Origin of the sequence: Mycobacterium sp. (genome assembly GCF_049683935.1) — a bacterium.
Taxonomy (GTDB): domain Bacteria; phylum Actinomycetota; class Actinomycetes; order Mycobacteriales; family Mycobacteriaceae; genus Mycobacterium.
This window is the reverse complement of sequence record NZ_JBAUJR010000009.1, coordinates 1-13,484: the sequence shown is the minus strand read 5'-3', so window position 1 is coordinate 13,484 and position 13,484 is coordinate 1. Positions and strand designations below refer to the sequence as shown.

The 13,484-nt window shown below is 67.3% G+C and carries 9 protein-coding genes; all 9 read left to right on the top strand.

Annotation, left to right across the window (positions count from 1 at the left end; translation table 11 throughout):
* Positions 1 to 338: phosphatase PAP2 family protein (locus WA965_RS00450; protein WP_526446885.1), on the top strand; the 338-nt coding region annotated here is incomplete at its 5' end.
* A 2-nt stretch (positions 339 to 340) separates the two neighbouring features.
* On the top strand, positions 341 to 1,276 hold the full coding sequence (locus WA965_RS00445; protein ID WP_178359722.1) for a decaprenyl-phosphate phosphoribosyltransferase: 936 nt from the start codon (positions 341 to 343) through the stop codon (positions 1,274 to 1,276).
* On the top strand, positions 1,254 to 3,272 hold the full coding sequence (gene aftB, locus WA965_RS00440; protein ID WP_526302812.1) for a terminal beta-(1->2)-arabinofuranosyltransferase: 2,019 nt from the start codon (positions 1,254 to 1,256) through the stop codon (positions 3,270 to 3,272). Before WA965_RS00445 ends, aftB begins: the two co-directional genes overlap by 23 nt.
* Before the next feature lie 219 nt (positions 3,273 to 3,491).
* Entirely contained in the window at positions 3,492 to 4,541 is a 1,050-nt protein-coding gene (locus WA965_RS00435; protein ID WP_526302811.1) for an alpha/beta hydrolase, read from the top strand.
* A 178-nt stretch (positions 4,542 to 4,719) separates the two neighbouring features.
* Positions 4,720 to 5,625, top strand: coding sequence for an alpha/beta hydrolase (locus tag WA965_RS00430; RefSeq protein WP_526302810.1), 906 nt, complete (start codon positions 4,720 to 4,722; stop codon positions 5,623 to 5,625).
* Positions 5,626 to 5,694: 69 nt separating this feature from the next.
* Entirely contained in the window at positions 5,695 to 6,141 is a 447-nt protein-coding gene (locus WA965_RS00425; protein ID WP_178359725.1) for a DUF732 domain-containing protein, read from the top strand.
* Between the two features lie 18 nt (positions 6,142 to 6,159).
* Complete coding sequence (gene culp6, locus WA965_RS00420; protein ID WP_526302809.1) at positions 6,160 to 7,170, top strand: carboxylesterase Culp6; 1,011 nt, start codon at positions 6,160 to 6,162, stop codon at positions 7,168 to 7,170.
* Between the two features lie 191 nt (positions 7,171 to 7,361).
* Positions 7,362 to 9,251 (top strand): long-chain-fatty-acid--AMP ligase FadD32, encoded by a 1,890-nt coding sequence (fadD32, locus tag WA965_RS00415; protein ID WP_526302808.1) that lies wholly within the window; start codon positions 7,362 to 7,364, stop codon positions 9,249 to 9,251.
* 63 nt (positions 9,252 to 9,314) lie between these two features.
* On the top strand, positions 9,315 to 13,484 hold a 4,170-nt coding region (pks13, locus tag WA965_RS00410), incomplete at its 3' end, for a polyketide synthase Pks13 (RefSeq protein WP_526446884.1).

Below are 13,484 nucleotides of genomic sequence, written 5' to 3'. Positions count from 1 at the left end.
GGGCGGGAGCGTTCCTCGCCCACGCCTGCGCGGTGGTCATCAAACGGGTTGTGCGCCGCCGGCGCCCGCACCACCCGGCGATCGCCGTCAATGTGAGCACACCGAGCAGGTTGAGCTTCCCGTCCGCGCATGCCACCTCCACCACCGCGGCGGCGATGCTGCTGGCCCGGCCCACCGGTCTGCCGCTGCCGGCCCTGCTGGTGCCGCCGATGGCGCTGTCCCGCTTGGTTCTCGGTGTCCACTACCCCAGTGATGTGCTCACCGGCATCGCAGTCGGGGCCGCGGTCGCGAAGGTGGTCGGCGCAGTGTCGGACCGGGTCGAAGGAGGCCTCGAGTAGCCATGAGCTCATCCCAGGTGGGTCAGGACACCGGCTCGACCGCCGGACCGCCGAAGAATCTCCCCGCGGGCATCGTCAAGGCGCTTCGACCCCGTCAGTGGGTGAAGAACGTTCTGGTGTTCGCGGCCCCGGTGGCCGCGCTCGGGGACGACCGATACGCCTACGACTACCGCGAAGTGCTGGTCAGCGTCCTTCTGGCGTTCGTCGTGTTCAGCCTGGCGGCATCGTCGGTGTACCTGGTCAACGATGCGCGTGACGTCGAGGCCGACCGCGCGCACCCGACCAAGCGGTTCCGCCCGATCGCCGCCGGGGTGGTGCCGCAGTGGCTGGCCTACTGGATGGCCGCTGTGTTGGGCGTTGCGTCGCTGGCGATTTCGTGGCTGGTCACCCCGAACCTGGCCGTGGTGATGGCGGTCTACATCGGCATCCAGCTGGCCTACTGTTTCGGGCTCAAGCATCAGCCCGTGATCGACATCTGCATCGTGTCGTCGGGGTTCCTGATTCGGGCGATCGCCGGTGGTGTCGCGGCGGACGTGCCGCTGTCGCAATGGTTCCTGTTGATGATGGCCTTCGGGTCGCTGTTCATGGCGGCCGGGAAGCGGTACGCCGAACTGCAGTTGGCCGAACGGACCGGCGCCAAGATCCGAAAGTCGTTGGAGAGCTACACCAGCTCGTATCTGCGCTTCGTGTGGACTCTGTCGGCGACGGCGCTGGTGCTCTGTTACGGGCTGTGGGCCTTCGAGCGCGATGCGACCGGCGGCACCTCGTGGTTCGTGATCTCGATGGTGCCGTTCACGATTGCGATCCTGCGCTACGCGGTCGACGTCGACGGCGGTGCGGCAGGTGAACCGGAGGAGATCGCCCTCGGGGACCGGGTGCTCCAGCTGCTGGCGCTGGCATGGATCGGAACCATCGGTGCCGCAATCTTCCTCAGCTGAGCGCCAGGACACCACGCCGGCGGGTCGTCTGACGACCGCCGCGGCGGTCCGACTGGCCCGCTGGCCGGCCTTCCCCTACGACGTCTCGGTCCGGATCAGTCTCTGGGTCAGCGTGACGCTGGTGTGCCTGCTCTTCGGATGGGGTGCCTGGCAGCGTCGGTGGATCGCCGACGACGGCCTGATCGTGCTGCGGACCACCCGAAACATGTTGGCGGGCAACGGCCCCGTCTTCAATGCCGGTGAACGGGTCGAGGCCAACACCTCGACGGTGTGGTCGTACCTGATGTACTTCGGCGGGCTGATCTCCGGTTCGGCCCGGCTGGAGTATGTGGCGCTGACATTCGCGCTGCTGCTCAGCGTTCTCGGGGTGGCGCTGGTGATGCTGGGCACGGCGCGGCTGTACGCGCCGACACTCGCGGGCCGGCGCGCGCTGCTGCTTCCCGCCGGTGCGCTGGTCTACATCGCGGTGCCCCCGGCCCGCGACTTCGCCACCTCCGGTCTGGAGAACGGCCTGGTGCTGGCGTATCTGGGACTGCTCTGGTGGATGATGGTCTGCTGGTCCCAAGGGCTGCGCCGGGCCGAGAACCCGAGCACTTCGCAGGCCTTCGACATCGTGCTGGCGGTGGTCGCCGGCCTCAGCGTGCTGGTCCGCCCCGAACTGGCGCTGATCGGTGGCCTGGCACTGGTCATGATGCTGATCGCGGCACCGGACTGGCGACGGCGCGCGCTGATCGTCGCGGTGGGCGGCCTTCTCCCTGTGGCCTACCAGATCTTCCGGATGGGGTACTACGGGCTGATCGTCCCCGGCACCGCGGTGGCCAAGGACGCCTCCGGTGCGAAGTGGCAGCAGGGCTTCACCTACCTCGCCAACTTCAACCAGCCCTATCTGCTGTGGGCTCCGGCGATCCTGTTGGTCGGACTGGCGCTCATGGTGATGCTGCTGCGCGGTCGGCCGTCGTGGGTCAACCGCCAGGCACCGCCGGGTTCCCGGTTGCTCGCGCGTACGGTGCAGAGCCCCCAGGCGGTGGTCGCGTTCATGCTCGTCAGCGGCGCTCTGCAGGCGGTGTACTGGATCCGTCAGGGCGGTGACTTCATGCACGGGCGCGTGCTGTTGACGCCCATGTTCTGTCTGCTGGCGCCGGTCGCGGTGATCCCGCTGATGTTGCCGGACAAGTCGCGAATGGCACGCGGGGCCGGCTACCTCTACGCCGGGGCCACCAGCGTGCTGTGGCTTGCGGTGGCGGGTTGGGCACTGTGGGCGGCGAATTCGCCGGGCATGGGCGCCGACGCCACCCGCGTGACCTACACCGGCATCGTCGACGAACGTCGGTTCTACGCGCAGGCGACCGGTAATCCCCATCCGGTGACGGCGGCCGACTACCTCGACTACCCGCGGATGCGTGCGGTGCTGACCGCCATCGAGAACACCCCGGACGGCGCCCTCCTGCTCCCCGCGGGCAACTATGACATGTGGGAGGTGGTGCCGGCGATACCACCGCCACCGGATGCCCCTGCGGATCCTCCAGGTGAAAAAAATGGGCCCCACACAGTGTTTTTCACCAACCTGGGCATGTTGGGCATGAACGTCGGCCTTGATGTCAGGGTGATCGACCAGATCGGCTTGGCAAACCCGTTGGCGGCGCGTACCGCGCGCATCGAGGACGGTCGGATCGGTCACGACAAGAACCTGTTCCCCGACTGGGCGGTCGCCGAGGGCCCCTTCCTGAAGGAACGGCCCTACATCCCCGTCTACCTCGACGAGGACTGGATCCGGCAGGCGGAGGCGGCGTTGAAGTGCCCCGAGACCGAGGCCGCGCTGAACGCGATCCGGGCGCCGATGGGTCCCCGCCGGTTCTTGTCGAACCTGCTCAACGCGGTGGAGCTGACCCGCTACCGGATAGACAGGGTGCCGCTGTACGAGCTCGAACGGTGCGGTCTGCCGGTACCGGAGCCGGTGAACCCGCCCTACACCGGGCTGCCCGCGACAGGGCCTTGAGCGGCAGACGATTTGGCGGCACCGGGAGTTTTCTGCTTTCGTAACGTTGCAGCCATGTCGGTCAGATAAGGCATATGTCGGACCTCTTCGTGCCGTTCGCGGCAATGAGAGAACACCACAGAGTTGTGGTTGACTACGAAGGCAACGTGGCCGGTGTGGTGACCGTTTGAGTCCAGCCGGTCCGTTGCCGTTTTTACGACAGATGGGAAAGACACAAGGATGAAGCTCGTTCCGAAGAAGCTCGGCGCATGGGGCCGTCGGCTCACGGTGGTAGCCGCAGCGGCAGCCGTGTTGCCAGGCCTGATCAGCGCCGTCGGCGGTTCGGCGACTGCAGGGGCTTTCTCTCGTCCCGGTCTGCCGGTGGAGTACCTGTCGGTGCCGTCCGCTGCGATGGGCCAGGACATCAAGATCCAGTTCCAGAGCGGTGGACCCAACGCCCCCGGCGTCTACCTGCTCGACGGTCTGCGCGCGCAGAACGACTTCAACGGCTGGGACATCAACACCGCGGCATTCGAGTGGTACCTCGATTCCGGCCTCGCGGTGGTCATGCCCGTCGGCGGCCAGTCCAGCTTCTACAGCGACTGGTACAAGCAGGCGTGTGGCAAAGCGGGCTGCAGCACCTACAAGTGGGAGACCTTCCTCACCAGCGAGCTGCCGGCCTACCTGGCCGCCAACAAGGGTGTCGATCCGGGCCGCAACGCGGCAGTGGGCCTGTCGATGGCCGGTTCCGCGGCGATGACGCTGGCGATCTACCACCCGAATCAGTTCCAGTACGCGGGCTCGCTGTCCGGCTTCCTGAACCTTTCCGAGGGCTGGTGGCCCATGCTCGTCGGCATCTCGATGGGTGACGCGGGCGGCTACGAGGCCGAGGACATGTGGGGCCCGTCCAGTGATCCTGCCTGGAAGCGCAACGACCCCATGGTCAACATCTCCAGCCTGGTGGCCAACAACACCCGCATCTGGGTGTTCTGCGGCAACGGCAAGCCTTCCGAGCTCGACGCCGGTTCCAGCTCGGGCAACCTGTTCAACGCGAAGTTCCTCGAGGGCTTCACGCTGCGCACCAACAAGACCTTCCAGGAGGAGTACATCGCCGCCGGTGGTCGCAACGGGGTGTTCAACTTCCCGGCCAACGGCACCCACAGCTGGGGCTACTGGGGTCAGCAGCTTCAGCAGATGATGCCCGACATCCAGCGTGCCCTCGGTGCGATCCCGCAGCCGTCGGCTCCGCCGGCGCCGGTGGAAGCTCCCGCTGCCGAGATCGGTGGCTGAGTCTTCCGGGGCTTGACCTGACAACAACAGATATTGACGGCGGTGATCCTCTCCAGGGTCACCGCCGTCAGTCGCTTTAGCCCCGGCCCGTCGCAGTGATGTGATTCACTACTTTGCGGTAGGCCGGACGGGTGTCGGCAGAGGGACGCGAGAGATTGCCAGAGAAAAGGTGGGGCCGATGCGTGCGTTGACTCGAATGATCGCGGCTGCGGCGCTGGCCGTGGCGGCTATGTCCGTGGGCGCCGTGTCGTCGCAGACCTGGGCACCCCCGACCGCGGGCGCGCAGGGCGTCGAGATGCTGATGGTGCCGTCGGCGGCGATGGGCCGTGACATCCCGGTCGCTTTCCAGGGCGGCGGCCCGCACGCCGTGGTCCTGCTCGACGCGTTCAACGCCGCTCCCGATGTCAGCAACTGGGTGACCGCGGGCAATGCGATGAACACGCTGGCCGGCTCCGGCATCTCGGTCGTCGCCCCCGCCGGTGGCGCCTGGAGCATGTACACCAACTGGGAGCAGGACGGCAGCAAGCAGTGGGAGACGTTCCTGGCCGATGAGCTGCCGAACTGGCTGGCCGCCAACAAAGGACTGGCTCCTGGCGGGCATGGCATCGTCGGCGCGGCGATGGGCGGTACCGGCGCGCTGACGATGGCGACCTTCCATCCCAACCGGTACCGGTTCGCCGGATCGCTGTCGGGCTTCCTGACGCCGTCGGCCACGGCGATGAACGGTGCCATCACCGCGGGGCTCGCGTCATTCGGCGGCGTGAACACCCAGGCGATGTGGGGTGCGGCACAGCTGGGCCGCTGGAAATGGCACGACCCGGACGTGCACTCGCAGTTGCTGGTGGACAACAACACCCGGCTGTGGGTGTTCAGCCCCGCTACCACCACGTGCAGTGACCCGGCCGCGATGATCAACTACTGTGACCAGGCTCAGGGCAGCAACCGCAGCTTCTACCAGCACTACCGGGGGATCGGTGGGAGCAACGCCCACTTCGACTTCCCGACCGGCGGTAATCACGACTGGGGTTCGTGGAGCGGCCAACTCGCCGCGATGTCGGGCGAACTCGTCGCGACCATCCGGTAACCCGGTCGGCCTTCGGGCAGCCGGTACCTTGGAGGAGTGCAGAACGGGTCCAGGTCAGCGTTGGCGGGTATGTCGCTGGTGGTGGCTTCGTCGGCGGCGTGGCTGACCGGGTGCTCGTTCGGCGAGGACATGATGGTCGGTCTGGGGTCTGAGACGGAATCCCCCCCGGCGCACGCCCGGACGTCGGCGCAACTGCCCGGGCCGCCGCAGGCCGGCGCCCAGTCCAATGCCCTGGTCGTCACCCCGCGGCAGCAGTCCTACCTGGACGCGCTCGAAGCGGCCGGGGTGAACACGTCCACCGACCTGACCGCGCTGAGCATCGGCTCCTACGTCTGTCAGGCGCGCGCAGCCAAACAGACCGACCAGGCGGTGTGGGATTTTGTGGCGCCGCTGGTGCGCAACGAGGTCACCGACCCGGACAACCGCGACGACGCGGACGGGATGGTGCCATCGGTGGGTGAGGTCGACGCCGCGACGTCCGACTACATTCGCATCGCGACAGAACGACTCTGCTAGCAGGAGCACGAATACTCAATGGCGAAGACCAACCGGCGGAAACGCCATCGACTTCTCGCGCTGTTCGCAGCCGGCGCGGTGGGCCTTGTCGTGGTGCTGATCGTGGCGATCGTGGTGGTCGTCCTGAGAAGGCCCGATGCCCCGCCGACCGCCGTCCCGCCCAGCGCGGTCCCGCCGACGGCCGTACCGCCGACGGGCACGAAGCCACGCCCGGAGTTCCAGGACGCCAGCTGCCCGGATGTTCAGCTGATCTCGATTCCCGGCACCTGGGAGTCCTCGGTGGCGCTCGACCCGTTCAACCCGGTGCAGTTCCCGGCGGCGTTGCTTCTCAACGTCACCAATCCGATCCGTGCGCAGTTCGGTTCGGACCGCCTCGAGGTGTTCACCGTGCCGTACACCGCGCAGTTCCACAATCCGCTGTCGGCCGACAGGCAGATGTCCTACAACGACAGCCGCGCCGAAGGAACCCGCGCCGCGGTCGCCGCGATGACGGACATGAACAACCGCTGCCCGTTGACCAGTTACGTCCTGGTCGGCTTCTCGCAGGGCGCGGTGATCGCCGGTGACATCGCCAGCGACGTGGGCAACGGCCGCGGACCCGTCGACCAGGACCTGGTCCTCGGCGCGATGCTGATCGCCGACGGCCGCCGGCAGGCAGGCGTCGGTCAGGAGATCGGGCCCAACGCCGAAGGTCAGGGTGCGGAGATCACGCTGCACGAGGTGCCGACGCTCTCGGCCCTCGGGCTCACGATGTCGGGTCCGCGTCCCGGCGGGTTCGGGGCGCTCAACGACCGCACCTACGAGATCTGCGCGCGGGGGGACCTGATCTGCGCCGCTCCGGAGTCGGCGTTCAACATCACCCAGCTCCCGAAGACGCTGGAGGTGCTCAGCGGCGGGGCGGGCCAGCCCGTGCACGCGATGTACGCCACACCCGATTTCTGGAATCTCGACGGCCTGCCGGCGACGCAGTGGACACTGAACTGGGCGCAGGGCCTGATCGATAACGCTCCGCAGCCAAAACATGGCTGATACGTGATCGGGTTGATTTGTCCTGCGTGACGGCCCGGTCCTACCATGGCCTAACATTAAGGAAAATCTAAGAGCGTTGTGCTGCGCCTGAGGGTTGGGGGGCCCTCTTCCCGGTACGATCTCCGGGCTGGGATGCAATCCCGACATGGATGGAGTGGGATCGCCGATCCCGTTCGATTGGAGAGTGTGAGATGGCCTTCCATAACCCGTTCATCAAGGACGGACTGATCAAGTTCCCGGAGAACGGGAACCTGGTCAAGCACGTCGAGCGATGGGCGCGAGTTCGTGGGGACAAGGTCGCCTACCGCTTCGTCGACTTCTCCACAGAACGCGACGGTGTCGTCCGGGACCTGAGCTGGGCCGTCTTCGGCAAGCGCAACAAGGCCGTCGGCGCGCGGCTGCAGCAGGTCACTGAGCCCGGAGACCGGGTCGCCATTCTCTGCCCGCAGAACCTCGAGTACCTCGTCGCGTTCTTCGGCACGCTGTACTCCGGGCGCATCGCGGTACCGCTCTTCGATCCGTCCGAACCCGGCCACGTCGGTCGCCTGCACGCGGTCCTCGACGACTGCAAGCCGACCGCGATCCTGACCACCACCGAGGCCGCCGAAGGGGTGCGGAAGTTCTTCCGGAGCCGGCCGGCCAACGAGCGTCCTCGCGTCATCGCCGTCGACGCAGTCCCCGACGAGGTCGGCGCCACCTGGGAGCCGGTCGACGTCCAGCACGACACCATCGCCTACCTGCAGTACACCTCCGGTTCGACGCGGATCCCGACCGGTGTGCAGATCACCCACCTGAACCTTGCGACCAACGTCGTGCAGGTCATCGAGGCGCTGTCCGCCGAAGAAGGGGACCGGGGGGTCTCGTGGCTGCCGTTCTTCCATGACATGGGTCTGATCACGGTGCTGCTACCCACGGTGATCGGTCACTACATCTCGTTCATGACGCCGGCCGCCTTCGTTCGGCGTCCGGGGCGTTGGATCCGCGAGATGGCGCGCAAACCCGACGACACCGGCGGCGTCATCTCGGTGGCGCCGAACTTCGCGTTCGACCACGCCGCGGTGCGTGGGCTGCCCAAGGACGGCGAGCCGCCGCTGGACCTGTCCAACGTCAAGGCGCTGCTCAACGGCAGTGAGCCGATCTCGGCGGCAACGGTGCGCAACTTCAACGATGCGTTCGGCCCCTACGGATTCCGCCCGCAGGCGATCAAGCCGTCCTACGGGCTGGCCGAGGCGACGCTGTTCGTCTCGTCGACCCATATCGACGACTCGCCGAAGATCATCTCCGTCGACCGGGAACAGCTCAACAACCATCGCTTCGTCGAGGTGCCACCGGACTCGGAGAAGGCCGTGGCCCAAGCTTCGGCCGGCGTCGTCGGGGTGGCGGAGTGGGCGGTCATCGTCGACGCAGAGTCGGCGTCCGAGCTGCCCGATGGTCAGATCGGCGAGATCTGGATCAGCGGTCAGAACATGGGCACCGGCTACTGGGGCAAGCCCGAGGAGACGGTGTCCACCTTCCAGAACATCCTCAAGTCGCGCACCAACCCGTCACACGCCCAGGGGGCAGCCGACGACGCGACCTGGGTGCGCACCGGGGACTACGGCGCGTTCCACGACGGCGAGCTCTACATCACCGGCCGCGTCAAGGATCTGGTGATCATCGACGGTCGTAACCACTACCCGCAGGACCTCGAGTACTCCGCGCAGGAGTCCACCAAGGCGCTGCGGACCGGTTTCGTCGCCGCCTTCTCGGTGCCCGCGAACCAGCTCCCCGACGAGGTGTTCGCCGATGCCCACGCCGGTCTCAAGCGCGACCCCGACGACAGCTCCGAACAACTGGTCATCGTCGGAGAGCGGGCGCCGGGCGCGCACAAGCTCGACATGGGTCCGATCGCCGACGACATCCGTGCCGCGATCGCGGTGCGCCACGGCGTGACGGTGCGCGACGTGCTGCTGACCCCGGCCGGGGCCATCCCGAGGACGTCGAGCGGCAAGATCGGCCGGCGGGCCTGCCGGGCGGCCTACCTGGACGGCAGCCTGCGCAGCGGCAAGGTGGCCAACGCCTTCCCGGATGAGTTGGACTGACGCTCAACTACAGCAACGGCAACTGCGGCCACGGCCGCGTGTCGATCGTGAGGTTATGTGAACATGGCTGAAGCACAAGATGATTCGAGCAACGTGCCGGCGCCGGCCGATGGCGAAGATTTCGGCATGACCGTCAACGAGATGCGCGAGTGGCTGCGCAACTGGATCGGCAACGCGACCGGGCAGGCGCCCGACTCGATCAACGAATCGACGCCGATGGTCGAGCTCGGACTGTCGTCGCGGGACGCGGTCGCGATGGCCAGTGACATCGAGGACCTCACCGGCGTCACGTTGACCGCCACCGTCGCGTTCCGGCATCCGACCATCGAAGCGCTGGCCACCGTCATCGTCGAGGGCGAGCCTGAGGTGGACACCGCGGCTCTCGACGCCGAGGACTGGTCGCGCGACGTCGATGAAGGTGTCATGAACATCGCGATCGTCGGTGTGGCCACCCGTTTCCCGGGCGACATGAACACTCCCGACGAGATGTGGACCGCGCTGCTGGAAGGCCGCGACGCCATCACCGACCTGCCGGAGGGGCGGTGGTCGGAGTTCCTCTCCGAGCCGCGCGTCGCCGAGCGGGTCGCCAAGGCGCACACCCGCGGCGGCTATCTGTCCGACATCAAGGGCTTCGACTCGGAGTTCTTCGCGCTGTCGAAGATGGAAGCCGACAACATCGATCCGCAGCAGCGGATGGCACTGGAACTGACGTGGGAAGCGTTGGAGTACGCCAGGATTCCGGCGTCAAGCCTGCGAGGCGAGAACGTCGGCGTGTTCGTCGGCAGTTCGACCAACGACTACATGATCATGGCGCTGTCCGATCCGTCCGTCGCGCATCCGTACGCGATCACCGGTAACTCCAGTGCGATCATCGCCAACCGGGTGTCCTACTTCTTCGATTTCCGCGGGCCGTCGATGTCCATCGACACCGCGTGTTCGTCGTCGCTGGTCGCCGTGCACGAGGGCATCAAGGCGCTGCGTTCCGGCGATGCCGACGTCGTGGTTGCGGGCGGGGTCAACGCGCTGGTCACACCGATGGTGACCGTCGGTTTCGACGAGGTGGGCGGCGTGCTCGCGCCGGACGGTCGAATCAAGTCGTTCTCCAAGGACGCTGACGGTTACGCGCGCTCAGAGGGCGGCGGCATGCTGGTGTTCAAGCGTCTCGAAGACGCCCGCCGCGACGGTGACGACATCTTGGCGGTCATCGCCGGCGGTGCGGTCAACCACGACGGACGCTCCAACGGTCTGCTGGCCCCCAATCCCGATGCGCAGGAAGCGGTGCTGCGCAAGGCGTACAAGGACGCCGGGATCGACCCGCGAACGGTCGACTACGTCGAGGCGCACGGCACGGGCACCATCCTCGGCGACCCGATCGAGGCCGACGCGCTCGGCCGGGTCATCGGCAGGGGCCGCGCCGACGACCGGCCGGCGTTGCTGGGTGCAGTGAAATCCAATGTAGGACACCTGGAATCGGCCGCCGGTGCGGCCAGCCTGGCCAAGGTGGCCTTGGCGCTCAAGAACGACAAGATCCCGCCGTCGATAAACTACAGCGGGCCCAACCCGTACATCGACTTCGACAAGGAACACCTCAAGGTCGCCGACACGGTCACCGACTGGCCGCGCTACGGCGGCAAAGCGATCGCCGGAGTGTCCGGCTTCGGCTTCGGTGGCGCCAACGCGCACCTGGTGCTGCGCGAGGTGCTGCCCAGCGACCTCGTCGAGCCTGCCCCGGAAGCCGATGTGGCGGTGGTCAGCCCGGCCAACGACGACGCCAAGGCTGTGTACGTCGGCGGCGTGCGGATGGACGAGTACGGCGAGTTCATCAACTCCGATGACGATGACGATGACGATGGTCTGGACACCCCTGCGGCTGCCTTCGAGGACGAACCCGAGCTCCCCGGACTGACCGACGAGGCATTGCGTCTCACCGAGGTCGCCCGCGAGGAACTCGCGGCCGAAGAACCCACGGCCAAGCTTGTGCCGCTGGCGGTGTCGGGATTCCTGACCTCCCGCAAGAGGGCAACGGCCGCAGAACTCGCCGACTGGATCGACAGCCCCGAGGGCCGCGAGTCGTCGCTGGAATCGATCGGCCGCTCGCTGTCGCGACGCAATCACGGGCGCTCACGCGCGGTGGTGCTGGCGCACGACCACGACGAGGCCGTGAAGGGTCTGCGCGCGCTGGCCGACGGCAAGCCGAGCCCACTGGTGCTCGCCGCCGACGGTCCGGTCACCAACGGGCCCGTCTGGGTGCTGGCGGGATTCGGTGCCCAGCACCGCAAGATGGCCAAGAGCCTGTATCTGCGCGACGAGACGTTCGCCGAGTGGATCAACAAGGTCGACTCGCTGGTCCAGGACGAACTCGGGTACTCCGTGGTCGAGTTGATCCTCGACGACGCCCAGGATTACGGCATCGAGACCACGCAGGTCACCATCTTCGCGATCCAGGTCGCCCTCGGTGAGCTGCTCAAGGCGCACGGCGCGAAACCCGGTGCGCTGGTGGGGCAGTCACTCGGAGAGGCGGCCGCCGCGTACTTCGCCGGTGGTCTGTCGCTGGCCGACGCCACCCGCACCATCTGCTCGCGCTCACACCTGATGGGTGAGGGCGAGGCGATGCTGTTCGGTGAGTACATCCGGCTGATGGCACTGGTCGAGTACTCGGCCGAGGAGATCGAAACCGTCTTCTCGGATTTCACCGGCCTCGAGGTGTGCGTGTACGCCGCACCTTCGCAGACGGTCATCGGCGGCCCGCCCGATCAGGTGGACGCGATCATCGCCCGGGCCGAGTCGGAGGGCAAGTTCGCCCGCAAGTTCCAGACCAAGGGCGCCAGCCACACCTCCCAGATGGATCCGCTGCTGGGTGAACTGGCCGCCGAACTGCAGGGCATCGAAGCACAGCCCCTGCAGATCCCGTACTACTCGACCGTGCACGAGGGCAACCTGATCCGTGCGGGTGCGGACCCGATCCACGACGTCGACTACTGGAAGAAGGGGCTGCGGCACAGCGTCTACTTCACCCACGGCATCCGCAACGCCGTCGACAACGGCCACACCACGTTCCTGGAACTGGCGCCGAACCCCGTGGCGCTCATGCAGGTTGGATTGACGACGGCGAGCGCCGGCCTGCACGACGCGCAACTGATCGCGACGCTGGCGCGCAAACAGGACGAGGTGGACTCGATGACCACCGCGATGGCCACCCTGTTCGTCCACGGTCACGATCTCGATTTCCGCACGCTCTTCCCGCGACGGTCCCGTGGCCTGGCCGGCGCGCTCGATTTCGCGAACATCCCGCCGACCCGCTTCAAGCGCAAGGAGCACTGGCTCGACGCGAACTTCACCGGCGACAGTTCGGCGGTGATCCCGGGCAACCATGTCTCCACCCCCGACGGCAGGCATGTGTTCGAGTACGCCGCGAAGGGGCAGACCGATCTGGCCGCACTGGTGAAAGCCGCTGCCGCAGCGGTCCTTCCGGACGCCAAGCTGGTGGCGTCGGAGCAACGCGCGGTCCCGGGCGACGGCTCACGGCTGGTGACGACGCTGACGCGGCACCCCGGTGGGGCGAGTGTGCAGGTGCACGCGCGGATAGACGAGTCCTTCACCCTGGTCTACGACGCCGTTGTCAGCCGCAACGGAGCCGCCACCGCACTGCCCACGGCAGTGGGCGCAGGCACCATAGCCGAGGCGGCCGCTGCGCCCGTCGCGGAGGAGCCCGAGTCCGACGACGCCGACGCGGCGATCCTGCAGGACAACCTCACCGCCGGCGCAGGCATCGCGGCAGGCTTCGCCAAGTGGTCGCCGGACACCGGAGAGACCATCGGTGACCGGCTCGGCACCATCGTCGGCGCCGCGATGGGTTACGAGCCCGAGGATCTGCCCTGGGAGGTGCCGCTGATCGAACTCGGCCTCGACTCGCTGATGGCGGTTCGGATCAAGAACCGTGTCGAGTACGACTTCGACCTGCCGCCGATCCAGTTGACCGCGGTGCGTGACGCCAACCTCTATGCCGTCGAGAAGCTCATCGCCTACGCGGTGGAACACCGCGACGAGGTCGACGATCTCGCCGAGCAGCAGAAGGGTCGTACTGCCGAGGAGATCGCCGCGGCCCAGGCCGAGCTGATGGGTGGGGCGACGACCGTCGCCGAGCTCGAGGCGAAGCTGGCCGAGGCCGGGCACCCGATCGCCGATCCGCCGTCTGATGTCGCGGGCGTCCCCGCTCCGTCGTCTGATGTCGCG